This is a genomic window from Streptomyces sp. NBC_00271, from assembly GCF_036178845.1.
GTDB lineage: Bacteria > Actinomycetota > Actinomycetes > Streptomycetales > Streptomycetaceae > Streptomyces.
Map to the genome: position 1 here is coordinate 6,710,263 of NZ_CP108070.1, position 23,300 is coordinate 6,733,562.

The window sequence follows — 23,300 nt, forward strand, 5'->3', positions numbered from 1 at the left end:
ATAGCCTGCATTCGACGGGGCGGTCTAGGTACGTGTGACCGCCTGCAGCCCCGCGCTACCCGCAGGAGCACCGTGGCAACTGGCCGAACTCACCGACCGGCGACCCGCAGCCGAGGGATTCCCGAGGCCACCGTCGCCCGGCTTCCGCTGTACCTCCGAGCCCTCACCGCACTGTCGGAGCGCTCGGTACCCACGGTCTCCTCCGAGGAGCTCGCGGCCGCGGCGGGGGTCAACTCCGCGAAGCTGCGCAAGGACTTCTCCTACCTCGGCTCCTACGGGACGCGTGGTGTGGGGTACGACGTCGAGTATCTCGTGTACCAGATCTCCCGTGAGCTGGGCCTGACCCAGGACTGGCCGGTAGTGATCGTCGGTATCGGTAACCTCGGCGCCGCGCTGGCCAACTACGGCGGGTTCGCCTCCCGTGGTTTCCGGGTCGCCGCGCTGATCGACGCCGATCCGGAGATGGCCGGAAAGCAGGTCGCAGGGATCGCCGTGCAGCACAGCGACGGCCTCGAGAAGATCATCGACGAGAACGGCGTCTCCATCGGCGTCATCACCACCCCGCCGGGCGTGGCCCAGCAGGTCTGCGACCGCCTGGTCGCCGCCGGGGTCACCTCCATCCTCAACTTCGCGCCGACCGTCCTGTCCGTCCCGGACGGCGTCGACGTGCGCAAGGTCGATCTCTCCATCGAGCTGCAGATCCTCGCCTTCCACGAGCAGCGCAAGGCCGGCGAGGAGGCCGAGGCCCAGGCCGGTGCCGCCGCCGTGGCCCAGGCCGCCCAGGAGGACGACGGCAAAGGTCCTGACGGGGACATCCCCGCCGTGATGCCGGCATGAGTCTCCTCGTCGTCGGGCTGAGCCACCGCAGCGCCCCGGTCAGCGTCCTGGAGCGGGCCACGCTGAACGCGGACGCCCAGATCAAGCTGCTGCAGGACACGGTCGCCGCCGAACCGGCCGCCGAGGCCACGCTGCTCGCCACCTGCAACCGCATCGAGCTGTACGCCGACGTGGACAAGTTCCACGCGGGCGTCGCCGAGCTGTCCACGCTGCTCGCCCAGCACAGCGGGGTCGGCCTCGACGAGCTCACCCCCCACCTCTACGTGCACTACGAGGACCGGGCCGTCCACCACCTCTTCTCGGTGGCCTGCGGGCTCGACTCGATGGTCGTGGGCGAGGGGCAGATCCTCGGCCAGATCAAGGACGCGCTCGCCACCGCGCAGGAGATGCACACCGCGGGCCGGCTGCTGAACGACCTGCTCCAGCAGTCGCTGCGGGTCGGCAAGCGCGCGCACTCCGAGACCGGCATCGACCGCGCCGGGCAGTCCCTCGTCACCTTCGGCCTCCAGCAGCTGTCGGCCGGCACCGCCGTTGACGCCTGGGCCAAGGGCAAGAAGGCCCTCGTCATCGGCGCGGGCTCGATGTCCTCGCTGGCCGCGGCGACGCTCGCGCGCGCCGGAGTCTCCGAGATCGTCATCGCCAACCGCACCCCGGACCGCGCGGAGCGGCTCGCCCAGATCCTCAACGAGAACGAGGGCGGCGACACGGACGTGGTGGCCCGCGCGGTACCGATGGATTCGGTGCCGGTCGAGCTGACACGTGCCGACATCGCCATCTCGTGCACCGGCGCCACCGGGCTCGTCCTGACGGCCGAGTCGGTCGCGGCGGCCGTGGCGGGACGTACGGGAGAGTCCGTGGCCACGGCCGAGCCGGCGGTGAAGCCCGCCGTGCGCGGTGCCGGCTCCGCTCGCACGGCGTCGTCCGCGGTCGTGGGCGACCAGGCGCAGCTCGCTCCCACCGGTGTCGGTACCGACGACGACTGTCCGCTCGACCTGTCCGCCGTGCAGGGCACGGCCGGCTTCTCCGTGCTCGGCGAGGCCGCCGTCGCCGGAATGGCCGCCGCCGAGCTGGAGCAGCACGCGGCCTGGGTGGACAAGGGCGATGCCGCGGCCCGTGCCCCGCGTGGGGCGGCCGTGCTCGACCCGGAGGCCGACGCCGAGGCCATCGCCGCGCTCGTCCTGGCCGTCGCCACCGTCGGCCGGGTGCCCGAGCGCCGCAGGCCCGAGCCGGTCGCCGAGGCCCCCCGGCCCGCGCCCGTGCTCGCGCTGCTGGACCTCGCCATGCCCCGTGACATCGACGCGGCCGTGCACCGGCTGCTCGGCGTGCGGCTCGTCGACATCGAGTCGCTGGCCGAGGCGTCCGCGGACGCGCCGATGGCGGCGGACGTGGACCAGGTGCGGAGGATCGTTTCCGACGAGGTGGCCGCCTTCAGCGCCGCCCAGCGGGCCGCCCACATCACCCCCACCGTCGTGGCGCTGCGCACCATGGCCGCCGACCTCGTCGCGAGCGAGATCGCGCGGCTCGACGGGCGGCTGCCGGACCTCGACGACAAGGAGCGGGGCGAGATCACGCAGACCGTGCGGCGCGTCGTCGACAAGCTGCTGCACGCGCCGACCGTACGGGTCAAGCAACTCGCCGCCGAACCCGGTGGCGCCGGGTACGCGGACGCGCTGCGCACCCTGTTCGACCTGGACCCCGAGACGGTCGCCTCCGTCTCGCGGGCCGAGAACAACAACGAGAACGCCAAGAACCGAGGGCGAGCATGAGTGAGCCACGTGAGCCACGTGCGCCGCAGGGGCAGGCTGGAGCGCCCCAAGGGCGACCAGATGAGAAGGCGGCACTGAGGCTGGGGACCAGGCGCAGCAAGCTCGCCATGGCCCAGTCCGGGCTGGTGGCGCAGGCCGTGAGCCAGGTGACCGGCAGGCCCGTCGAGCTCGTGGAGATCACGACGTACGGAGACACCTCCCGTGAGCACCTCGCCCAGATCGGCGGCACGGGCGTCTTCGTCACCGCGCTGCGCGAGGCGCTGCTGCTCGGTGAGATCGACTTCGCCGTGCACTCCCTGAAGGACCTGCCGACCGGGCAGCCCGACGAGCTCGCGCTGGCCGCCGTGCCGCTGCGCGAGGACCCGCGCGACGTGCTCGTCGCCCGCGACGGGCTGCGCTTCGAGGAGCTTCCGGACGGCGCGCGCGTCGGCACCGGTTCGCCGCGCCGGATGGCCCAGCTGAACGCGTACGCCCGTAACCACGGGATGACGATCGAGACGGTCCCGATCCGTGGGAACGTCGACACGCGGATCGGATACGTACGCAGCGGGGAGCTCGACGCCGTCGTGCTCGCCGCCGCCGGCCTCGGCCGCCTCGGGCGGATAGAGGACGTGACGGACTTCCTGTCCGTCGACACCGTTTTGCCCGCCCCCGGCCAGGGGGCACTGGCGATCGAGTGTGCCGCGGACAACGCGGATCTCGTCGCCGCGCTCGGAGAACTCGACGACCCGTTCACCCGGGCCGCCGTGACCGCCGAGCGGTCCCTGCTCGCCGCCCTGGAGGCCGGCTGCAGCGCACCTGTGGGTGCTCTCGCCGACCTTTTGGCCGACGGGCAGATTGTCAAGGAGATGCGCCTGCGCGGCGTCGTCGGCACGACCGACGGCACGACGCTGGTGCAGCTGTCCACCACCGGTCCCGTGCCCGAGACACATGACCAAGCAATGGCGCTCGGCCGTGAACTCGCCGCCGAGATGCTTGCCAAGGGCGCGGCCGGTCTGATGGGGGAGCGAGCACATTGAGCCCCACCACCCTTCCCGCCGGTCCCGATCACGGGCACGTCACCTTCCTCGGTGCCGGACCCGGAGATCCGGGACTACTGACACTGCGCGCCGTCGAGGCGCTGGCGAACGCGGATGTTCTCGTCGCCGAGTACGAGGTACTCGACATGGTCCGCGTCCATGCCAGACAAGGCGTCGCCGTACTGAGTACGAATACGGACGGGGGGACGCCTTTGGGCACGTCTTCCAGTACGTATCCGGGCACAGGCACGCCTCAACTAGCGGTTGTTGACGCCGTGTCAACGACCGCTGGTGACCCCGCGTTGAGGGACGCTGCCAATCTTGTCATGGAGGCCGCGCGGGGCGGCAAGCGGGTCGTGCGTGCGGTGTCCGGTGACCCCGGGCTCGACACGTACGCCGCCGAGGAGATGTTGGCCTGCGCCGCCGCGGGCGTGCCGTTCGAGGTCGTGCCGGGTGTTGCCGCGGCCGTGGGCGTGCCCGCGTACGCCGGTGTGCCACTGCGCGACGCGCAGGGCGCCGACGTGCGGTTCGTCGATGGGCGTACGGCCTCCGACCGGTGCTGGACCGAGGTCGGGGCGTCGGACGGGACGGTCGTCGTCTCGTCGACGCTGGACTCCGTGGCCGCTGCCGCGGGCGAGCTGGTCGCGGCCGGCCGCAAGCCGGACACGCCGATGACGGTGACGATCGCCGGTACGACGACGCGTCAGCGGACCTGGTCGGCCACGCTCGGGACCATCGCCCAGACCCTGAAGCAGGCGAAGGTGCTGCCGTCCCCGGACGGGGGGCGCCCGGTGATAGCCGTGGTCGGTGAGCGTTCCGCCGCGGCTCAGCGTGAGCAGCTCTCGTGGTTCGAGTCGAAGCCGCTGTTCGGCTGGAAGGTGCTCGTCCCGCGGACGAAGGAGCAGGCGGCCTCGCTCTCCGACCAACTGCGGTCCTACGGAGCCGTGCCGCACGAGGTGCCGACGATCGCCGTCGAGCCGCCGCGGACTCCGCAGCAGATGGAGCGCGCGGTCAAGGGCCTGGTGACGGGCCGCTACGAGTGGATCGCCTTCACCTCCGTGAACGCGGTCAAGGCCGTGCGGGAGAAGTTCGAGGAGTACGGGCTCGACGCGCGGGCCTTCGCCGGGATCAAGGTCGCGGCGGTGGGTGAGCAGACGACGAAGGCGCTGGTCGCCTTCGGCGTGAAGCCGGATCTGGTGCCGAGCGGTGAGCAGTCGGCCGCGGGTCTTCTGGAGGACTGGCCTCCGTACGACCCGGTGTTCGACCCGATCGACCGGGTGTTCCTGCCGCGGGCCGACATCGCCACCGAGACGCTGGTCGCGGGGCTCATCGACCTGGGCTGGGAGGTCGACGACGTCACGGCCTACCGGACCGTACGGGCCTCGCCGCCGCCGGCGGAGACGCGGGAGGCGATCAAGGGGGGCGGTTTCGACGCCGTGCTCTTCACGTCGTCCTCGACCGTACGCAATCTGGTGGGCATCGCGGGCAAGCCGCACAACGTGACGGTGATCGCCTGTATCGGTCCGGCCACCGCCAAGACGGCGGAGGAGCACGGGCTGCGGGTCGATGTCATGGCTCCGGAGCCGTCCGTGCACAAGCTGGCCGAGGCGTTGGCGGACTTCGGTCTCCGGCGTCGGGCCGCCGCCGCGGAGGCGGGGGATCCGGTTACTCGGCCGAGTGAGCGTCGGCCGGGGGCGCGGAGGCGTCGTACGACGTAGTCGTGCGGCATAGGTGTGCGCAGGGGGTATGAGGGCTTCGGCCCCCATACCCCCCGCGTGTTTTTCGGCTGCGGGTGGGTGGGGGCCGGTCGCGCAGTTCCCCGCGCCCCTGAAGCACGGGGCTGCGCCCCAGTGCTCCACCGGCCGTCACCGAACGAACGGGTACCGGCACGGTGTCGGCAAGGGGAGTGGAGGGGCGGGCGTAGCGTAGAGGGCATGACGAAGTACGGATCCTTCCCCGGTACGCGGCCGCGGCGGCTGCGTACGACGCCGGTCATGCGGCGCATGGTCGCCGAGACCCGGCTGCACCCCGCCGACTTCATCCTCCCCGCGTTCGTACGGGAGGGTGTGAGCGAGCCGGTTCCCATCGCGGCGATGCCCGGCGTCGTGCAGCACACGCGCGACAGCCTGAAGAAGGCCGCGCTGGAGGCCGTGGAGGCCGGGATCTCCGGGATCATGCTCTTCGGTGTGCCGGAGGACGCGAAGAAGGACGCTGTCGGAACCCCCGGGACCGACCCGGACGGGATTCTGCAGGTCGCCCTCCGCGACGTGCGCGCCGAGGTCGGCGACGAACTGATCGTCATGTCCGATCTGTGTCTCGACGAGACCACCGACCACGGGCACTGCGGAGTGCTCGACGCGGAGGGCCGCGTCGACAACGACGCGACCCTGGAGCGCTACGCCGAGATGGCCCAGGTCCAGGCCGACGCCGGGGCGCACGTGGTGGGGCCCAGCGGGATGATGGACGGGCAGATCGGGGTCATCCGGGACGCCCTGGACCAGATCGGGCGCGAGGACGTCGCCATCCTCGCCTACACCGCGAAGTACTCCTCCGCCTTCTACGGGCCCTTCCGGGAGGCCGTGGCCTCCTCGCTGAAGGGCGACCGCAAGACGTACCAGCAGGACCCCGCCAATGCGCGGGAGTCCCTGCGGGAGTTGGCCCTCGATCTGGAGGAGGGGGCCGACATGGTGATGGTGAAGCCGGCGGGACCGTATCTGGACATCCTGGCGCGGGTCGCGGACTCCGTCGACGTGCCCGTGGCCGCCTACCAGATCTCCGGCGAGTACTCGATGATCGAGGCGGCGGCCGAGAAGGGCTGGATCGACCGTGACAAGGCGATCCTGGAGACGCTGACCGGCATCAAGCGGGCCGGCGCCCAGAACATCCTCACCTACTGGGCCACCGAGGTCGCGCAGAAGCTCCGACAGGGCCCGGCAGCCGCTCAGTAGGCGCTCAGTAGGCCAGCGCGTCGTCCAGGCTCTGCTGCCAGTAAGTCACCGTGAGCTTGTCGTCCACGTGTACGCCCTTCGCCGGGAGCGCCGGGGTCGCGCTGCTGCCCTTGGCGAAGCCGACGACCAGGGTCTTGGCCGTGTAGCCGTTGCTGCCGCTGCCGTCGGCGGCCGAGAGCAGGACGCCCGCGTAGCCGGACTCACCCGGGGTCAGGGTGACGACCGCCTGGGGGTGGGTCGACTCGGCGACCGGCGGGACCGACTGGGCCTCGCCGAAGCGGGCGATCGGGTAGCCGGTCAGATCGCAGTTCTTCGCACCGGTGTTGGTGACGGTGAGGAGCAGGTGGTTGAGGGGGCGGGAGACCTCGGTCGCGGTGGTCTTGGTGTTGGCGCCGTTGCAGGCGGGGTTCCGGGTGGTCGTGGTGCCTCCGCCGTTCTTGCCCGCGGAGCCGGAGCCGCCGCTGGTGCCCGCCGTGGTGGTGCCCGGCGTGGTGGTGCTCTTGGGGGCGGCCGTCGAGCCTCCCGTCTCACCCGCCGGCTTCGCCGTCGTACCGCCGTCGGCCGTGGACGCGGTCGGCTGCGACGAGGAATGGGACGCGGCGGACGGACCCTCGTCACGTACGCCCTTTCCGTTGTCGCACGCCGTGAGGGCGAGCGCGGCGAGCGCGACCGTCGTGGCGGCGAGGAGGCGGGTGCGGGCGGTGCGTGCGGACATGGGTGATCCCCCTGTGGGTGTGGCTGGTCGGTGGCCGCTCGACCGGTCGAGGGGAGCGGCGTGCTGGGATGACCACAGCTTGTCGGTTGATCCGTCCCGGGCGCCACGGTTGCCGGGGGATACGGGACGCCGGAACGTTCGCAGGGGGTCTGACCAGGCGGAATGTCGTCCCCCTGGAACGCGGACCGGGACACGGGGGGTGGAGGAACGGTGGACGGGGACGAGATCGCGGGGCTGCTGCGGGAGCTGAAGGAGCGGTCCGGACTCAGTTACGGGGTGCTCGCGAAGCGGCTGCACGTGAGTACGTCCACGCCGCATCGGTACGTCAACGGGGACGCCGTACCGACGGACTACGCACCCGTGGAGCGGCTCGCGGGTGAGGCACGGCGCTCGGCGGGGTCGCCGGTCAGGAGCAGATGCTCGCGCTGACCGTGCAGGGGACCGGGAAGGCCACCGTGGTCCTGGACGGGCTGCACGTGCGGGTGGTGGGGAAGAACGCGCCGCTCGCCTGGAACGTCTACGCGATGGGCGTCGGCTGCTGCGGCGGCGTGGAGGCGAAGTCCTTCGCCGTGGATCTCGACGCGGTGCGGCCCGTGACCCCGCCCAAGGCCGGGCAGCGGGACTTCCCCTACGAGGTCAGCGAGTCCGATCCCGAGGTCTTCTACGTCTTCGCGGACGCGCGGGCGCACGACGGCGGCAGCGAGTGGGAGACGGCCGCGACAGGTTAGCCAGGAGACGGGCACTATCAAGTCCCCCTAGGAGTTACGTTGTTGCCCGTTGAATGACGCGACTCTCCAGGGAGAGGCTTTATGCCCGGTGATGCTCTCAGCCAGGACCCCGCCGAGCTGAGAAGGAGGATCGACACCACCAAGGCGCACCCGGCGCGCGTCTACGACGTCTTCCTCGGGGGCAAGGACAACTACCCGGTCGACCGGTCCGCGGCCGCCGCGGCGGTCGTGGCCAATCCGCGCGGGTACCTCGACGTCCGGCACAACCGGGACTTCCTGCGCAGGGCGGTCACCACGCTGACCCAGGAAGCGGGTATCCGCCAGTTCCTGGACATCGGTACCGGGCTGCCGACGCAGGAGAACGTCCACCAGATCGCGCAGCGGATCACTCCGGAGTCGCGGGTCGTGTACGTCGACAACGACCCCGTTGTGCTCGCTCACGCGCGTGCGTTGCTCACCAGTGGGCCCGAGGGGCGGACGGACTACATCGACGCGGACCTCGAGGAGCCCGCGCGGATCCTCGAAGAGGCCGCGAAGACCCTCGACTTCGAGCAGCCGATCGCGCTCGTGCTGGTGGCGATCCTGCACTTCATCGAGGACGAGGCGGCCTATCCGATCGTGCGTGAGCTGGTGGAGGCGTTGCCTTCGGGCAGCCGGCTCGTGCTCAGCCACCTCACCGAGGATCTCAACGCGGAGAACATCCGGGCGGTTCAGCGGACGTTCACCGAGCGGGGGTTCACGTTCGTGCTGCGGTCCAGGGCCGAGGTGGAGCGGTTCTTCACGGAGAACGGGCTCGAGGTGGAGGAGCCGGGTGTCGTGCCCGTGCACCGCTGGCGGCCCGACGGTGCGGCTCCGCTCCCCGAGAAGGTGGATCCCACGTACTTCGCCGGCCTCGACGACATCGAGAAGATCCGCTATCGCGACATCAATGACGTGACGGACGCGGACATCAATGTGTACGGGGTGACGGGCATCAAGCCCTGACTCCCGCCCCCGCCGCCCCTACCCGTCCCGGCCTGGGGCTCCGCCCCCAGCCCCCGGGTGCGTTCGCCGCCTGCGGGCCGGTGGGGGCTGGGCGCGCAGTTCCCCGCGCCCCTGAAAGACTCGCTTCGGTGGACAGGGAGCCGGTCAGTCCCACCAGAAGGACCACACCCGCCTGCCGAGCACCTCGTCCGCCGCGTACGCGCGCAGCGTCTCGCTCTCGCCCTGCGTGATGTTGTCCGGGCAGAAGGCGAAGTGCTCGGCGGCCACCGCCTCGGCCTCGGCCGCCGTCGTGGGCGGGGCCGCCACCGACAGGACCAGCTGGTCGAAGGTGAGGGCCACGACCCGTACGCCGAAGCGGTCCTCCCAGGAGCGCAGGACCGCGCAGAGGCGGGCCACGTCGCCCTCGTAGTTCACCGGACCGGACCAGCCGATCGCCGCCGGGATGTCCGCGCTGCGGCGCGCCGGGACCAGGGCGAGGCGCGGCTCCTTCAGCCAGGAGCCGCCGCCCGCGAGGGAGTCGGCGACCTCGGTGGCCCGGTCGTCCGCGTCCGCCTCGGGCGCGGTGGCCGGCGCCAGGCCGGGCCACTGCACGCCGTGCGGCGCGATCGTCTCGGCGAACTCCTTCGCCTCACCGAAGAGTTCGGTGACCGCTTCCTTGCCGGGGTAGTCCGCGTCGGCTTCGAGCTCGTCCTCCGCGTACTCCTCCCAGTACCCCGCCAGTACCTCGTCGGCGTCGTGATCCCCCGGATACGACGTCTCCTCGGGCATCAACTCCCATTCCTCCGGGCCGCCCTGGCCGCCGCCGACGTCTATGAGGAGGGGGAGCAGGCCGGCCGTGCGGGGGGCGGAACCCAGCGTGGCCCAGTCTCCGGGGGTGGCCGGCGCCTCGGCGTGCCACAGCAACGGCTCGTGCCAGGGGCCCTCGTCTGTCGCGTCGATCAGTTTCCCGGGCGGGAGTTCGAGGCCGAGCGCGCGCCCGCTCGGATCTGCCGCCAGCGAGGGCAGCGGGTTCGGAAGTGTCGCCATGTCGGTGACTTTAGGGCCCGCCACTGACAACGCGCCTCGGGGTCCGCGTACGAGGTCCTGGACGGCCGGGACACACGTGCGCGGCGTGCCACAGGTGGTTCGTGGCACGCCGCGCGAAGAGGGTCAGGCGCGGGTCGAGGAAGGCGCAGTCCGTACGCCGGTCCCGACCCGCCAGGGGTCAGCGGTGGCCGTGGCCCGGACCGCCGCCGTGGTTGTCGCCGTGTCCGCGGTCACTGCCGTGGCCACGGTCGTCGCCGTGTCCGCGGTCGTCGCCGTGGCCACGACCGTCGCCGTGGCCGCGACCGTCGTCGCCGTGGTGCCTGGCGTCCCAGGAGATGGTGTCGACCACGCGACGGTGGTCGTTGCGGAGCGTGGCGGTGTCCTTGCGGTCGTCCCAGACGAAGTTGCGGCGGTCCTGGTAGACGTCGCGGTAGGTGTCACGGCCGAAGCCGGTGTGGACGCGGACGGTGGAGTGACCGTTCAGGCGCAGGTGGTGGAACGTGTAGACGCGGCCCTGACGGTTGGACAGCGTCCAGTCGTCCAGGTTCACGCTCTCGCGCCCGCTGTTGGTGATCTGCACCCACTCCTCGTTCAGCGAGCGGTTGGACCTGGAGCCGTGTCCCGGGGCGTCGTACTGGACCTTGCTGATCTCCACCCGCGAATCGCGCGGCCCTGATCCGTCGGCCACCGCCGGCAGGGCGGCTGCCCCCACCAGCGCGGCGGCGGACAGAGCGGCGGCGGCCAGGCGACGGGCCGTGAAGGTCTGCGAAGCGGTCATGGGTGCCCCCTTGGGGTACTGGCGGGCCGTGGCGACAGGATCGTGCTGTCGGCCCGCTGTTCGTGCACCCGGCCTGCTGGCCGGACACCGCATAGCTTGCCGACTGAAGTGCTCCGCTACGTCCTGGAATCGGAGGGCGTTGCTGATCAACGACATTGTCGTGATAGTCGCATGTAGTGCGCACGTTTTGTGAAGGTGTGTCGGGTTGACGCCCCTTCGGGGGGTGTGGCCGCATCAGTACTGGCCTGCGCCACTTCTTCGCCACGCCGCGCCACCCGTCCGCGACCGCCGCCGTCACCCGAAAGTGAGTAACAGTCCCGAGCGGACAGGGGTACCCGCTCGGGTGATCGTGCGTACGCGCGTCCGGGTGCGGAAACGCCTGATCCCGCAGGCGCGTCAGCGGCCTACGGGATCAGGTACTACGGGTCGGGTGCGCCGGGCTCGGCGCCCTGCGGGAGATCAGAGACGCTCGGGCGTCCTGATGCCCAGCAGGGCCATGCCCTGGTGAAGCGTGCGGGCCGTGAGGTCGCACAGGAAGAGGCGGTTCTCCGCGACCTCCTGCGCCGGCGCCGGCTTGATGACCGGGCACTGGTCGTAGAACGTCGTGTAGAGCGACGCCAGCTGGTACAGGTACGCCGCCAGCTTGTGCGGCGCGTACTCGACGGCCGCCTCGTCCAGCGTCTCCCCGAACCGGTCCAGGTGCAGACCCAACGCCCGCTCCGCCGGGGCCAGTTCGAGCTCCGGGTGGGCCAGCGGCGCACGATCGCCGGCCTTGCCGAAGATCGACCGGATACGGGCGTACGCGTACTGGAGGTACACGGACGTGTCGCCGTTCAGCGAGACCATCTGGTCCAGGTCGAACTTGTAGTCCCGGACGGCGGAGGTCGAGAGGTCCGCGTACTTCACGGCGCCGATACCGACGTACCGGCCGTTCTCCTCGATCTCCTGCTCGCTCAGACCCACCTTCTCGGCCTTCTCCCGCACGACGGCGGTGGCCCGCTCGATCGCCTCGTCCAGGAGATCCACCAGCCGGACCGTCTCGCCCTCACGCGTCTTGAACGGCTTGCCGTCCTTGCCCAGCACCGTGCCGAAGGCCAGCTGCTGAGCCTGCACGTCGTCGCCCAGCCAGCCCGCCCTGCGCGCGGTCTCGAAGACCATCTTGAAGTGCAGGGACTGACGGGCGTCGACCACGTAGACGAGGGTGTTCGCCTTGAGGTTGAAGACACGGTCCCTGATCGCCGAGAGGTCGGTCGCCGCATAGCCGTAGCCGCCGTCCGACTTCTTCACGATCAGCGGGACCGGGTTGCCGTCCGGGCCCTTCACATCGTCGAAGAACACACAGAGCGCGCCGTCCGAGCGGACCGCCACCCCCGACTCCTCCAGGAGGCGGCAGGTCTCGTCCAGCATGTCGTTGTAGCCCGACTCGCCGACCACGTCCGGGTCCCGGATCTCCATGTCCAGCTTGTCGAAGACCGAGTAGAAGTAGATCTTCGACTCGTCCACGAACTTCTGCCACATGGCGAGGGTCTCGGGCTCGCCCGCCTGGAGGTCGACCACCCGGCGCCGCGCCCGCGTCTTGAACTCCTCGTCGGAGTCGAAGAGCGTCCGCGCCGCCTTGTAGAGCCGGTTCAGGTTCGACATGGCCTCCTCGCCGGAGACCTCCGCCGCGCCCTTGTGGTCCAGCTCGTGCGGGTGCTCGATCAGGTACTGGATGAGCATGCCGAACTGGGTGCCCCAGTCGCCGATGTGATGGCGCCTGACCACGCTCTCGCCGGTGAACTCCAGGATCTGGACCACCGCGTCACCGATGACCGCCGAACGCAGGTGACCGACGTGCATCTCCTTCGCCACGTTCGGCTGCGCGTAGTCGATGACCGTGGTGCCCGGGTTCTCGGCCGGCGGCACACCGAGGCGCTCGCCGTCCTCGTACCGCGCGGCCAGGTTCTCGGTGATGGCCTTGTCGGTGATCGTGATGTTCAGGAAGCCGGGCCCGGAGACCTCGATGTCCTTGATCACGTCACCCGACTCGACCCGCGCCACGACCTGCGTCGCCAGCTCTCTCGGGTTCGCCTTCGCCTTCTTCGCGAGGGCCAGGATCCCGTTGGCCTGGAAGTCGGCCCGGTCGCTTCGTCGCAGCAGCGGGTCCGCGGAACCGGCCTCCGGCAGGGCTGCCGAGAGGGCGTCCGCGAGGCGCTGGTGGACGGAGGCGGTGAGGGACGTGACCGAGGCCATGGAGTGGCTGCCGTTCTGCTCGGGTTCCGGGAGTTTCTGAGTACAGGAAAGCCAGTATCCCATGCGGTGAAAAGCCGTTTTCGCGGTTCACGCCCGAGCTGGGAGAATGGTGGGGTCAGCCGTACTGGCGTATGAGAAAGAAGGACGTGCCGATCGTGGCTCAGAGCACCGAGACCACCGACTGGGTCTCCCGTTTCGCGGATGAGGTCATCGAGGAATCGGAGCGTCGAGCCCCGGGCAAACCGGTCGTTGTCGCGTCCGGGCTCTCCCCCTCCGGCCCGATCCACCTCGGCAACCTCCGCGAGGTCATGACCCCGCACCTGGTCGCCGACGAGATCCGCCGCCGCGGGCACACCGTGCGCCACCTGCTCTCCTGGGACGACTACGACCGCTACCGCAAGGTCCCGGCCGGCGTCCCCGGCATCGACGACTCCTGGGCCGAGCACATCGGCAAGCCGCTGACCTCCGTCCCCGCCCCCAAGGGCTCGCAGCACCCGAACTGGGCCGAGCACTTCAAGGCCGCCATGGTCGAGGCACTGGCCGAGCTCGGCGTCGAGTACGACGGCATCAGTCAGACCGAGCAGTACACCTCCGGTGTCTACCGCGAGCAGGTGCTGTTCGCGATGAAGCACCGCGGTGACATCGACGCGATCCTCGACCAGTACCGGACCAAGAAGGGCCCCGCGAAGAAGCAGCAGGGCCAGAAGCCGGTCGACGAGGCCGAGCTCGAAGCCGCCGAAGGCTCCGGTGCCGCCGCCGAGGACGACGGCAGCTCCGCCGCCGGGTACTACCCGTACAAGCCCTACTGCGGCCGGTGCGAGAAGGACCTCACCACCGTCACCTCCTACGACGACGAGACCACCGAGCTGGCCTACACCTGCTCCGCCTGCGGCTTCTCCGAGACCGTCCGGCTGAGCGAGTTCAACCGCGGCAAGCTGGTCTGGAAGGTCGACTGGCCCATGCGCTGGGCCTACGAGGGCGTCATCTTCGAGCCGAGCGGAGTCGACCACTCCTCGCCGGGGTCCTCCTTCCAGGTGGGCGGCCAGATCGTCGGCATCTTCGGCGGCAAGCAGCCCATCGGGCCCATGTACGCGTTCGTCGGCATCTCCGGCATGGCCAAGATGTCCAGCAGCAAGGGCGGGGTGCCCACCCCGGCCGACGCCCTCCAGATCATGGAGCCGCAGCTGCTGCGCTGGCTGTACGCCCGCCGCCGACCCAACCAGTCGTTCAAGATCGCCTTCGACCAGGAGATCCAGCGGCTGTACGACGAGTGGGACAAGCTCGCGGGCAAGGTCGCCGACGGCTCGGTCCTCCCGGCCGACGCCGCCGCGTACGCCCGCGCGGTCGGCACCGCCGCCGGAGAGCTGCCCAGGACCCCCCGCCCGATGCCGTACCGCACCCTCGCCTCCGTCGCCGACATCACCGCCGGCGCCGAGGACCAGACCCTGCGGATCCTGAGCGAACTCGACCCCGAGAACCCGCTCGCCTCCCTGGACGAGGCCCGGCCCCGGCTCGACAAGGCCGAGACCTGGATCAACACCCAGGTGCCGGCCGAGGAGCGCACCGTCGTGCGCGACGAGCCCGACGTCGACCTGCTCAAGTCGCTCGACGACCAGGGCCGCGAGTCGCTGCGACTGCTCCTCGACGGACTCGAGCAGAACTGGTCCCTGGACGGCCTCACCCACCTCGTCTACGGCGTCCCCAAGGTCCAGGCCGGCTTCCCCGCCGACGCCACCGCCAAGGAGCTCCCGCCGGAGATCAAGGTCGCCCAGCGCACCTTCTTCGCGCTGCTGTACCACCTGCTGGTCGGGCGTGACACCGGACCGCGCCTGCCCACGCTGCTGCTCGCGGTCGGACAGGACCGGGTGCGCAAGCTGCTCGGCGCGTAGGGCCTTCGGCTGTACGAGGAAGGGGGCGCCCGGTGAACACCGGGCGCCCCCTTCCTTTTGCACGCTGACGTGCCTACGCGATGTGATCTTCCTGGAGTTCCGCCGTGTGGCGGTTGGTGAAGCGGTTGACCAAGCGGTCGGCCTCGCGCGGCGGGAGCGTGGTGCCGTACGTCGCCTCCACGTCGCCCCTGAACTGGCCCGAGGTCGGATAGCTGCCGTCTATCGACTTCTTGAAGACCAGGTAGTAGTCCTCCTCGGTCGGCTCCGAGCCGCCGCCCGCACCCAGCTCGCGGGTACGGCCCGGGCCGGACGGGATCGGAAAGGTGCCGGTGTCCTCCGGAGAGGGCTCGGGGGCAGGCTGCTCCTCGTACCGCTGCTGCGGGAACGTCTGCTGCTCGAACCGCTGCTGCTCCTCGAACTCCCGCCGAGCCCGGAACTGCTGCTGCTCCTCGAACTGCTCGGCCTGCTGCTGCTCCTCGTACCACTGCCGGTACGCGACATCCGGGTCGTACGTCGGGTCGTAGCCGCCCTGATACGCGACGGACTGGGGGTTCCGCGCCTGAAGCCACTGACTCTGCGGCTCGGCGTAGTCCTCCGGCTGCTCGGGGGGCTCGTTCGCCCCAGCGGCGGGAAGCTGTTCCCGGACAGACGCCGCGTTGCTCTGCACGACGGGTGCCGTCGGTTCCGGCTCGCGCGCCACCTCCAACTGCGGCGCCGGGGGCAGGAGGGCCGGCTCGATGCCCGCCGCCGCCAGGCCGGAGGGGGCGGTCTCGGCGAGCGGGACACCGTAGCGGGCCAGGCGCAGCGGCATCATGGACTCCACCGGGGCCTTGCGGCGCCAGGCGCGCCCGAAGCGGGAGTGGAGGCGGGCCTGGTAGACGAGGCGGTCCTGCTCCAGCTTGATGACCTGCTCGTAGGAGCGCAGCTCCCACAGCTTCATGCGGCGCCAGAGGAGGAAGGTCGGGATGGGCGAGAGCAGCCAGCGGGTGAGGCGGACGCCCTCCATGTGCTTGTCGGCGGTGATGTCCGCGATCCGGCCGATCGCGTGCCGGGCCGCCTCGACGGAGACCACGAACAGGACCGGGATGACCGCGTGCATGCCGACGCCCAGCGGGTCCGGCCAGGCCGCCGCGCCGTTGAAGGCGATCGTCGCGACCGTCAGCAGCCACGCCGTCTGGCGCAGCAGCGGGAAGGGGATGCGGATCCAGGTCAGCAGGAGGTCCAGGGCGAGCAGGACGCAGATACCCGCGTCGATGCCTATCGGGAAGACGTACGCGAAGTTCCCGAAGCCCTTTTTGAGGGCCAGCTCGCGCACGGCCGCGTACGAACCCGCGAAGCCGATACCCGCGATGACGAGCGCACCGGCGACGACCACACCGATGAGAATCCGGTGCATTCGTGTGAGCTGGATTGGCGCGGACACCCGTACTCCCCTCTCCTTGCGTGTTGTTGCGCGCAACAGGGTGGCACATGTGTACGGCGCACGGGCGGCCGGTATGGCAGGAGCCCGGCCCGTGAGGTCACCGGACTCCGTCAAATGCCCTGCTGGGCGGGCGAGTTGCGCGCCGACGCCCGTGAAATGTCAGTACTTCTCGAAGGTCAGTTCTTCTTGGTGGCCGACGCCGAGGCCGAGGGCTTGGAGCTGGCCGATGCCGACGGTGAGGCCGATTTCGACGGGCTCGCGGACTTGGAGGGGGAGGCCGACTTCGACGGGGCGGTGGTCGCCCGGCTGCCGTCCTTGTTCGCGGAGGCCACCGCGGCCACCGCCTCCTTGGCGGCCTTCTCCGCGGCCTTCGTCAGGTCGTCCGCGCTGGGGGCCTTGTCGCCGGCCAGACCGGCGCCGTTGTAGTCGAGCGTGATGACGACGTTCTCGACGCGCGTCACGACCGTCTGCTGCTTGAAGGAGCCTTCCTTCTTCTTCAGGTCGTAGCGCACCGCCGTCGACGCGTCGCCGATCCCGGAGACCGGCTCCGACCGGGCGCCCGTGGCGCCGATCACCGTCTGCGCCTCCTTGGCCTGCTTGTCGTAGTAGGCCTGCGCGAGCTGGTTGCCCTCACCGCGGGTCGCGTCCGAGTCGAAACGCAGCAGGGAGACGTTCAGCCAGCGGAACTGGGAACCCTTGACGCCCTTGTTGTCGAGGCTGTTCCAGGAGCAGCTGCTGCGGTCCTTCGCGTCGTCCGACTTGCCTGATTTGGCGGACTTCAGACCCTTCGGTACGAGTTCGCCCAGCGTCTTCTTCGAGAACACCGAGCAGGGGGCCGGCAGCGTCGCGTACGCGGCCGGCTTGACGGCGTCCGCGGAGGTGCTCGGGGACACGGACGAGGTCGCGGCCGTGCCCTTCTGGGCGGCGTTGTCGGCGCTCGAACCCGATCCCGAGCCGGAGCCGGAGTCCGAGGAACAACCGGCGGCGGCGAGCGCCACCGGGACGGCGGCTGCGCTGACAAGGATGCGGGTGAGTCGCGGGGCTCGGCCTACTCGCTGTGCTGGTCGGTGCATGGTTCCTTCACTCGTGGCGCTCGTGGTGCGACCGCACGTGGCTGGTGCGGCCGGTCGGGTCCGAGGGGCCACGGTACGCGGTGAGGCAGTCATGCGTTTCCCGTTCGAGGGGTTCGCGTGGGGTGCCCCTGCGCCCCGGCGGACCCGCTAGTCGTTGAACCGGTCGACGAGCTTCCGTGCCAGATTCCGGGCCTTGTCCTGCATTTCTTCGCTGTCCGGGGTGCCGGTGGAAGCGGTCGGCTGCTCGGCGTACTCGATCCTCACGATCACGTTGGACGTGCGGAACACCACAGTCACGGTGCGCTGCTGGGCCGTCGAGGAGCCAGAGTTGAGTTTGTCGTCGAGGAACGCCTCGTCGCCCAGGCCGCTGAGCTTGCGGGGCTGGAGGTCGGCGGGGGTCTGGCTCGGGCCGGCCGAGGTCGAGGCGGAGGCGGAGGAGGTCGAGGAGGCGGACGTGGAGGGGGTCGCCGAGGGGGTGGCGGTGGCGGAACCGGTGGCGGAAGCCGTGTCGGACGGCGTGGCCGAAGCGGAGGCCTCGGGGAGGTTCGCCGCGGTCTCCTCGGTCGCGTAGATGTCCTCGGCGCGGGAGTCGTCGCTCACCGCGTTGTCGTACGAGACCACGCGCTCGAAGTCGACGCTGAGATGGTCGGTGGCGTCCGTGGACTCCACCTTCCAGCCGCAGCCGACGCGGCGGTCGGTGTCGTAGGTGAGGGTGGCCTGGCCCTCGTACGCCGTGTCGCGCTGGTCCGGGTCGGTGATCTGCTTGATGCCGGGCAGGAGGGAGTCGAGGCTGTCGTGGCTCACCGCGGCGCAGGCCTCCGGGAGCGTGCGGTACTTGCCCGGCTGGGCGGCCGGGGTGTTCACGCTGACGTCGCCCGGCTTGGGGTCGGCCGCCTTGCTGTTGCTTCCCGAACCTCCGGTGCAGCCGGCCAGCAGAGCCGCGAGGAGCGCGGCGATGCCGGGAACGTACGCCTTCCGCTGCACGGTCGGGCTCCTCTCGACGGCTCCCGGGGCCTGTGGCCGGGATGCTCTGTGGTGCTGTCCTGTGGTTATTCGGTTGCCGCACGGGGGCGGCCCCTGCAGACAATGTGTATCGCACGCACAGCCGTGGATGCCGGTCCGTTGTCCGATACGTCGACCTTGGCGCGGGTTTTGCGTTCTATGACTTTTGTTGTTTGTCGGGGGAATGAGGATGTTATGTCGTACGTAGAGATACCGGGTGCCAAGGTGCCCATCCGCATGTGGACGGACCCGGCGTCGGTCGAGGACGTGGCCCTGCGCCAGCTCCAGAACGTGGCCACGCTCCCGTGGATCAAGGGGCTCGCCGTCATGCCGGACGTCCACTACGGCAAGGGCGCGACGGTCGGCTCGGTCATCGCCATGCGTGACGCGGTGTGTCCGGCGGCGGTGGGGGTCGACATCGGCTGCGGGATGTCTGCCGTCAAGACGTCGCTCACGGCCAATGATCTGCCGGGGGATCTTTCGCGGCTTCGGTCGAAGATCGAGCAGGCGATTCCGGTGGGACGGGGGATGCACGACTCCCCGGTCGAGCCGGGCGGCTTCCATGGGCTGGCGACGAGTGGGTGGGACGACTTCTGGGGGCGGTTCGATGGCATCGCCGAAGCGGTCAAATTCCGTCAGGAGCGTGCCATTAAGCAGATGGGATCGCTCGGATCGGGGAATCATTTCATCGAGGTCTGCACAGATACAACCGGTTCTGTCTGGTTGATGCTGCACTCCGGTTCGCGCAACATCGGCAAGGAACTGGCCGAGTACCACATCGGCGTCGCCCAGAAGCTCCCGCACAACCAGGGGCTGGTCGACCGTGATCTTGCGGTCTTCGTGGCGGACACTCCGCAGATGGCCGCGTACCGCAATGACCTGTTCTGGGCGCAGGAGTACGCGAAGTACAACCGCACCCTGATGATGGCGCTCCTGAAGGACGTGATCCGCAAGGAATTCAAGAAGGCGAAGCCGACCTTCGAGCAGGAGATCAGTGCGCATCACAACTACGTTGCCGAAGAGCGGTACGACGGAATGGACCTGCTGGTCACCCGCAAGGGCGCGATCCGCGCGGGCTCCGGCGAGTACGGAATCATTCCGGGCTCGATGGGCACGGGTTCGTACATCGTGAAGGGACTCGGCAACGAGAAGGCCTTCAACTCCGCGTCGCACGGCGCGGGCCGGCGCATGAGCCGCAACGCGGCGAAGCGCAAGTTCTCGACGCGGGACCTGGAGGAGCAGACGCAGGGCGTCGAGTGCCGTAAGGACTCCGGCGTCGTGGATGAGATCCCGGGTGCGTACAAGCCGATCGAGCAGGTCATCGAGCAGCAGAGCGACCTCGTGGAGGTCGTGGCGAAGCTGAAGCAGGTCGTCTGCGTGAAGGGCTAGAGATCATTAAGGGTGTGGGTTACGTGGGGTCGTGACGGCTGTCGGGGGCCGCGCTATGCCGGAGGGATGAGGTATCCCGATGGCGGAGGGCTGACGGCTGAGGAGCGGGTTCGGCGTGAGCGAGTCCGGTTGGCGGCCGCTGATCTGATCGAGGCCGGGGCCAGTGACCGGGAGGTGGCCCGGCGGTTCAGGGTGACCCGGATGTCGGCGAATCGCTGGCGGCGGGCGTTGACTTCGGGCGGCAGGCAGGCCCTGGTCTCCAAGGGTCCCGGCGGTGCCCGCTGCAAGCTCGATGCGGGGCAGTTGCGCGTGCTGGAGGCGGTGTTGGACGCCGGCCCGGCCGCCGCCGGCTGGAGCGACCAGTGCTGGACTCTGGCGAGGATCGCCGAGGTCGTGCGCCGCCGGTTCGGCGTCGAGTACACCCTGGCCGGGCTGGACCTGCTGCTGCACCGCATCGGCTGGAGCGTGCAGGTTCCCTCCCGCAAGGCCACCGAGCGGAATGAGGAGAAGATCGCCGCCTGGAAGGACGAGCAGTGGCCCGTCATAGAAAGACGGCGGCGGACCTGGGCGCCTGGCTCTGCTTCGAAGACGAAGCCGGCCAGGGCCTGAGGCCGCCCAAAGGCCGAACCTGGGGCCGACGAGGCCACACGCCGGTCGTGCGGATCACCGCCGCGGGCACCAAACGGATCTCGATGGCGGCGCTGATCTGCACCAAGTCTGGCCACCGGTCCCGACTGATCTACCGCATCCACCTCGACCGCGGTCCCGTCAAAGGCCGCCGCAAGGGCTTCACCGAGGCCGACTACGCCCGCCTGCTCGACGCCGCACACCAGCAGCTCGGTGGCCCGATCGTCCTGGTCTGGGACAACTTAAACACACACGTCAGCCGCACCATGCGGGAGCTCATCGACGCCCGATTATGGCTGACCGTCTACCAACTCCCCACGTAAGCTCCTGAGTTCAACCCGGTCGAGGGCGTGTGGTCACACCTGAAACGGTCCCTGGCCAACCTCACCAAACACAGCCTCGACCAGCTCACCGCGCTGGTGAAGACCCGCCTCAAACGGATGCAGTACCGTCCCGGCCTCATTGACGGCCTCATCGCCAAGACCGGCCTCGACCTCCGAGCGCCGTAACCTCAGCCATTGAAGATCTCTAGAAGCGGCGATGGGCGTGGCGGACATTTGCCGCGCCCATCTTGAACCGGTTGGTCCGGCAGTCCTGCTGCGCGTTTAGCAGTTTCCAGCGGCGAACCTGGCAGGCGCTCCAGGAGTAGTTCAATTCGGCTGCTGCGTGGGCAATGGTCGGGGCGGCGAGCAGCACCCGGTCCATTTCGTGGGTCCACTCGATGCGCGGTGGCCTGGGCTTGGAGCCGGCTGGGCGAGTCCATGCCGCGACGCCCTCTGCGGTTGTCTGCTTACGCTTCAAGGACAGGCAGCCCGGATAGTAGAGGTGCGCAGCCAGACTTTGTGCTGCCTCGGTGATGTACATGATGTTTTAGAGGTCGTCGCGTTGGTTGCGTCGTAGCCTGCGTTCGGTGCCTGTGATCTCCTCCGCGTAGGAGCACAGGTCGGCCATGATGGACGTGCTGGCTGTTGTCAAGGAGATGAAGGGGTAGCCCTGGGTGTAGCCCAAGGAACCGTCTGCGTCGATGAAGCCTCGGAGGTAGTCGCGACGGGAGAAGACGACGCGTGGCGGAGTGATCGTTTTCGACTTGCGGCCGTAGGGCAGGCCGAGTTGGTTGAGTTTGGTCCGGGCTTCGAGGGAGTACAGGCTCCAGAGAGCGGTGTGACTGGTCTCGGTGAAGTTCGTGGACCGGGTGCGTTCGGTAATGCTGCTTTTATGTGGCGTCAACTCCTGAAATCTGCGCAAGAGGTCGATGTCCCGCACGTTGATCTCGACGGTCAGTCGCCCTCGCTGCCTTGACTGCTGGGAGAGATGCCCGTCGGCCTGCAAAAACCCGAACATGTAGGCGTACTCCGGGATTTCCAGGTCCATGAACCCCGCCGTGTCAATGCCGAGGGCTTCGTCCAGCGTGAATTGGTGCGCGTTAGGCTCGCGTTCAGCCATGAGGAAGTCCGCCTTCCTTCTTGGTCAGGCCCTCGGGCGGGATGGCAGTCCCGGCCGAGGGCCGTCGTGTTTGATGTTGTGGCGCGAGCCTAGGTCGGGAGTTCTGGTGTCGTATGGGTGATCTATGCGGTTCACCCTTGTGAGTTAGCGGAGGCGCTTTTCCAGGAGGGTCACCGCGTAGGGGGTGTCCAGGCCGCCGTCCTTGGCGGTCTGTTCGCCTACGACCGTGTAGCCGGCGGCTTGGTAGTACTCGCGCAGGCGGGGGTTGGTGGAGAGGCAGTCCAGGCGGGACAGCGGGCGGCCCGCGGCGGCGATGCGGCGTTCCGCCTCCGCCAGCATGTGGCGGCCCGCTCCGGGCGGGGCCACGCGGCGGTCGGTCATCAGGCGGTGTATGTAGGCGGCGGTGGGGGGTTGGGGACCCCAGGCGGCCGGGTCGTCCCACCAGAGTTCCCAGGCGCCCGCCACCTGGTCGTCCAGGAGGGCCAGCCAGACTTCGCCCTTCGCCAGGCGGGTGCGGAAGTGGGGTTCGGTGAGTTGGCCGGGCTTCCACTGGTCGATGCCGTGGGTGATCTGCCAGTGGGCCGCTTCGTCCCGGAGGCGGACCAGGGTGGGGATGTCGGCCTCGGTCGCCTGGCGGTAGGTGAGGGGAGAGGCGGGTTCGAGGAGGGTCGAGCGGAGGGCCGTGGTGAAGGTGGCGTCCAGGCCCAGGGGCTCCGTGACGTAGGACTGGATCGAGCCGTAGCGGGAGTTCATCGTCGACAGGAACCGGGTCATGACCTCGGCGGGGGCCGTGCCGTAGGCCGGCCACTGGAGTTCGCGGTCGGGGTTGTTGGCGCGCCAGTCCGCCACCAGGAGGGGCATGGCATGTTCCGTGAGGGTGAAGTCGTCGGTGATCGTCTGCTCGGGGACGCCCAGGAGAGACAGGACCAGCGCCGCCACCAGGCCCGTGCGGTCCTTGCCCGAGGCGCAGTGGAAGACCAGGGGGGTGTCCGATTCGGCCGCTGCCCCGATCAGTTGCAGTGTCTCGCGGATTTCCTTGGTGCCGTCCTCGGCGACCTCCGCGTAGCGCGCCGCCAGGTAGGGGCCGGGGGCGACGGACGGGGGCAGTGCCGCCTGGTCGTACGGGCGGTGTTCGATGCTCTGGTTGTGGTACGTGAGGGAGGGGTGCTCGGGGACGCGGCCCTTCGCGTCGATCTCCCAGGGATAGCGGAGGTCCACGACCGTGCGGATGCCGAGGGAGAGGAAGAGATCCCAGTCCTGCGTACCGGGCGTCAGTTTGCCGAGCGAGTCCGCGCGGTACAGGCGGGACCGGCGGACCGTACGGCCGTCCGCGGTGGTGTATCCGCCCAGGTCGCGAAAGTTGTGCAGACGGGCGAAGGGCAGGTGTCTGTTCGCATCGTGTCCGTTCACATCGCGGCAGC

Annotated in this window: 19 protein-coding genes and 2 pseudogenes; 11 read left to right on the forward strand and 10 right to left on the reverse strand. The window is 69.7% G+C overall.

The window, feature by feature from the left end; translation table 11 throughout:
• The first annotated feature begins 72 nt into the window (after window positions 1–72).
• The 5 genes from OG798_RS30505 (at window position 73) to hemB (ending at window position 6,570) form a co-directional block, all read left to right on the forward strand.
• Window positions 73–837 carry a redox-sensing transcriptional repressor Rex gene (locus OG798_RS30505; protein ID WP_095853256.1) on the forward strand — a complete coding sequence of 255 codons (765 nt, stop codon included), beginning with the start codon at window positions 73–75 and terminating at the stop codon, window positions 835–837.
• Entirely contained in the window at window positions 834–2,603 is a 1,770-nt protein-coding gene (locus tag OG798_RS30510) for a glutamyl-tRNA reductase (protein WP_097225166.1), read from the forward strand. The genes OG798_RS30505 and OG798_RS30510 overlap by 4 nt, the downstream gene beginning before the upstream one ends.
• Window positions 2,600–3,622 carry a hydroxymethylbilane synthase gene (gene hemC, locus OG798_RS30515; RefSeq protein ID WP_079064986.1) on the forward strand — a complete coding sequence of 341 codons (1,023 nt, stop codon included), beginning with the start codon at window positions 2,600–2,602 and terminating at the stop codon, window positions 3,620–3,622. Before OG798_RS30510 ends, hemC begins: the two co-directional genes overlap by 4 nt.
• A complete protein-coding gene (locus tag OG798_RS30520; RefSeq protein WP_095853254.1) occupies window positions 3,619–5,340 on the forward strand; it encodes a uroporphyrinogen-III synthase in 1,722 nt (573 codons plus the stop codon). Before hemC ends, OG798_RS30520 begins: the two co-directional genes overlap by 4 nt.
• A 216-nt stretch (window positions 5,341–5,556) precedes the next feature.
• Window positions 5,557–6,570 carry a porphobilinogen synthase gene (gene hemB, locus OG798_RS30525; protein ID WP_095853253.1) on the forward strand — a complete coding sequence of 338 codons (1,014 nt, stop codon included), beginning with the start codon at window positions 5,557–5,559 and terminating at the stop codon, window positions 6,568–6,570.
• Between the two features lie 4 nt (window positions 6,571–6,574).
• On the opposite strand, the gene OG798_RS30530 is transcribed toward hemB, so the two are convergent.
• Window positions 6,575–7,285, reverse strand: coding sequence for a DUF4232 domain-containing protein (locus OG798_RS30530; protein ID WP_095853252.1), 711 nt, complete (start codon window positions 7,283–7,285; stop codon window positions 6,575–6,577).
• Between the two features lie 162 nt (window positions 7,286–7,447).
• Between OG798_RS30530 and OG798_RS30535 the strand changes: the two genes are divergently transcribed.
• From OG798_RS30535 to OG798_RS30545, 3 genes and pseudogenes are all read left to right on the forward strand, one after another.
• Complete coding sequence (locus tag OG798_RS30535) at window positions 7,448–7,714, forward strand: helix-turn-helix domain-containing protein (protein ID WP_267062532.1); 267 nt, start codon at window positions 7,448–7,450, stop codon at window positions 7,712–7,714.
• A pseudogene (locus OG798_RS30540) lies at window positions 7,669–7,977 on the forward strand (transcriptional regulator); the annotation flags it as partial. The gene OG798_RS30535 and the pseudogene OG798_RS30540, both read left to right, overlap by 46 nt.
• A 117-nt stretch (window positions 7,978–8,094) precedes the next feature.
• Window positions 8,095–8,997 (forward strand): SAM-dependent methyltransferase, encoded by a 903-nt coding sequence (locus OG798_RS30545; protein WP_095853250.1) that lies wholly within the window; start codon window positions 8,095–8,097, stop codon window positions 8,995–8,997.
• 144 nt (window positions 8,998–9,141) lie between these two features.
• On the opposite strand, the gene OG798_RS30550 is transcribed toward OG798_RS30545, so the two are convergent.
• The 3 genes from OG798_RS30550 to argS form a co-directional block, all read right to left on the reverse strand.
• Complete coding sequence (locus tag OG798_RS30550; protein ID WP_267062533.1) at window positions 9,142–10,023, reverse strand: DUF4253 domain-containing protein; 882 nt, start codon at window positions 10,021–10,023, stop codon at window positions 9,142–9,144.
• Between the two features lie 178 nt (window positions 10,024–10,201).
• A complete protein-coding gene (locus OG798_RS30555) occupies window positions 10,202–10,801 on the reverse strand; it encodes a lamin tail domain-containing protein (protein ID WP_095853248.1) in 600 nt (199 codons plus the stop codon).
• Window positions 10,802–11,260: 459 nt separating this feature from the next.
• Window positions 11,261–13,033 (reverse strand): arginine--tRNA ligase, encoded by a 1,773-nt coding sequence (gene argS / locus OG798_RS30560; RefSeq protein WP_095857870.1) that lies wholly within the window; start codon window positions 13,031–13,033, stop codon window positions 11,261–11,263.
• Window positions 13,034–13,179: 146 nt separating this feature from the next.
• Between argS and lysS the strand changes: the two genes are divergently transcribed.
• The gene (gene lysS, locus OG798_RS30565; RefSeq protein WP_095857869.1) at window positions 13,180–14,922 is read left to right on the forward strand and encodes a lysine--tRNA ligase; all 1,743 of its coding nucleotides are present in this window, start codon (window positions 13,180–13,182) and stop codon (window positions 14,920–14,922) included.
• Between the two features lie 73 nt (window positions 14,923–14,995).
• Here the strand turns inward: lysS and OG798_RS30570 are convergent, their stop codons facing one another.
• From OG798_RS30570 to OG798_RS30580, 3 genes are all read right to left on the reverse strand, one after another.
• A complete protein-coding gene (locus OG798_RS30570) occupies window positions 14,996–16,318 on the reverse strand; it encodes a DUF2637 domain-containing protein (RefSeq protein WP_328760098.1) in 1,323 nt (440 codons plus the stop codon).
• A 203-nt stretch (window positions 16,319–16,521) separates the two neighbouring features.
• Window positions 16,522–17,418 carry a DUF3558 domain-containing protein gene (locus OG798_RS30575; RefSeq protein WP_267062534.1) on the reverse strand — a complete coding sequence of 299 codons (897 nt, stop codon included), beginning with the start codon at window positions 17,416–17,418 and terminating at the stop codon, window positions 16,522–16,524.
• A 147-nt stretch (window positions 17,419–17,565) separates the two neighbouring features.
• Window positions 17,566–18,402 carry a hypothetical protein gene (locus OG798_RS30580; RefSeq protein WP_095853245.1) on the reverse strand — a complete coding sequence of 279 codons (837 nt, stop codon included), beginning with the start codon at window positions 18,400–18,402 and terminating at the stop codon, window positions 17,566–17,568.
• A 213-nt stretch (window positions 18,403–18,615) separates the two neighbouring features.
• On the opposite strand from OG798_RS30580, the gene OG798_RS30585 reads away from it, so the two are divergent.
• A complete protein-coding gene (locus OG798_RS30585) occupies window positions 18,616–19,809 on the forward strand; it encodes an RtcB family protein (RefSeq protein WP_267063894.1) in 1,194 nt (397 codons plus the stop codon).
• A 66-nt stretch (window positions 19,810–19,875) separates the two neighbouring features.
• Window positions 19,876–20,945 (forward strand): annotated as a pseudogene (locus OG798_RS56615) (IS630 family transposase).
• 19 nt (window positions 20,946–20,964) lie between these two features.
• Here the strand turns inward: OG798_RS56615 and OG798_RS30605 are convergent.
• The 3 genes from OG798_RS30605 to OG798_RS30615 form a co-directional block, all read right to left on the reverse strand.
• Window positions 20,965–21,300 carry a hypothetical protein gene (locus tag OG798_RS30605; RefSeq protein WP_328757998.1) on the reverse strand — a complete coding sequence of 112 codons (336 nt, stop codon included), beginning with the start codon at window positions 21,298–21,300 and terminating at the stop codon, window positions 20,965–20,967.
• Between the two features lie 6 nt (window positions 21,301–21,306).
• Window positions 21,307–21,879: an LAGLIDADG family homing endonuclease gene (locus tag OG798_RS30610; RefSeq protein ID WP_328757999.1), complete on the reverse strand. Its 573-nt coding sequence runs from the start codon at window positions 21,877–21,879 to the stop codon at window positions 21,307–21,309.
• A gap of 144 nt (window positions 21,880–22,023) precedes the next feature.
• Window positions 22,024–23,289 carry a tyrosine-protein phosphatase gene (locus OG798_RS30615; protein WP_328758000.1) on the reverse strand — a complete coding sequence of 422 codons (1,266 nt, stop codon included), beginning with the start codon at window positions 23,287–23,289 and terminating at the stop codon, window positions 22,024–22,026.
• Window positions 23,290–23,300: the final 11 nt, after the last annotated feature.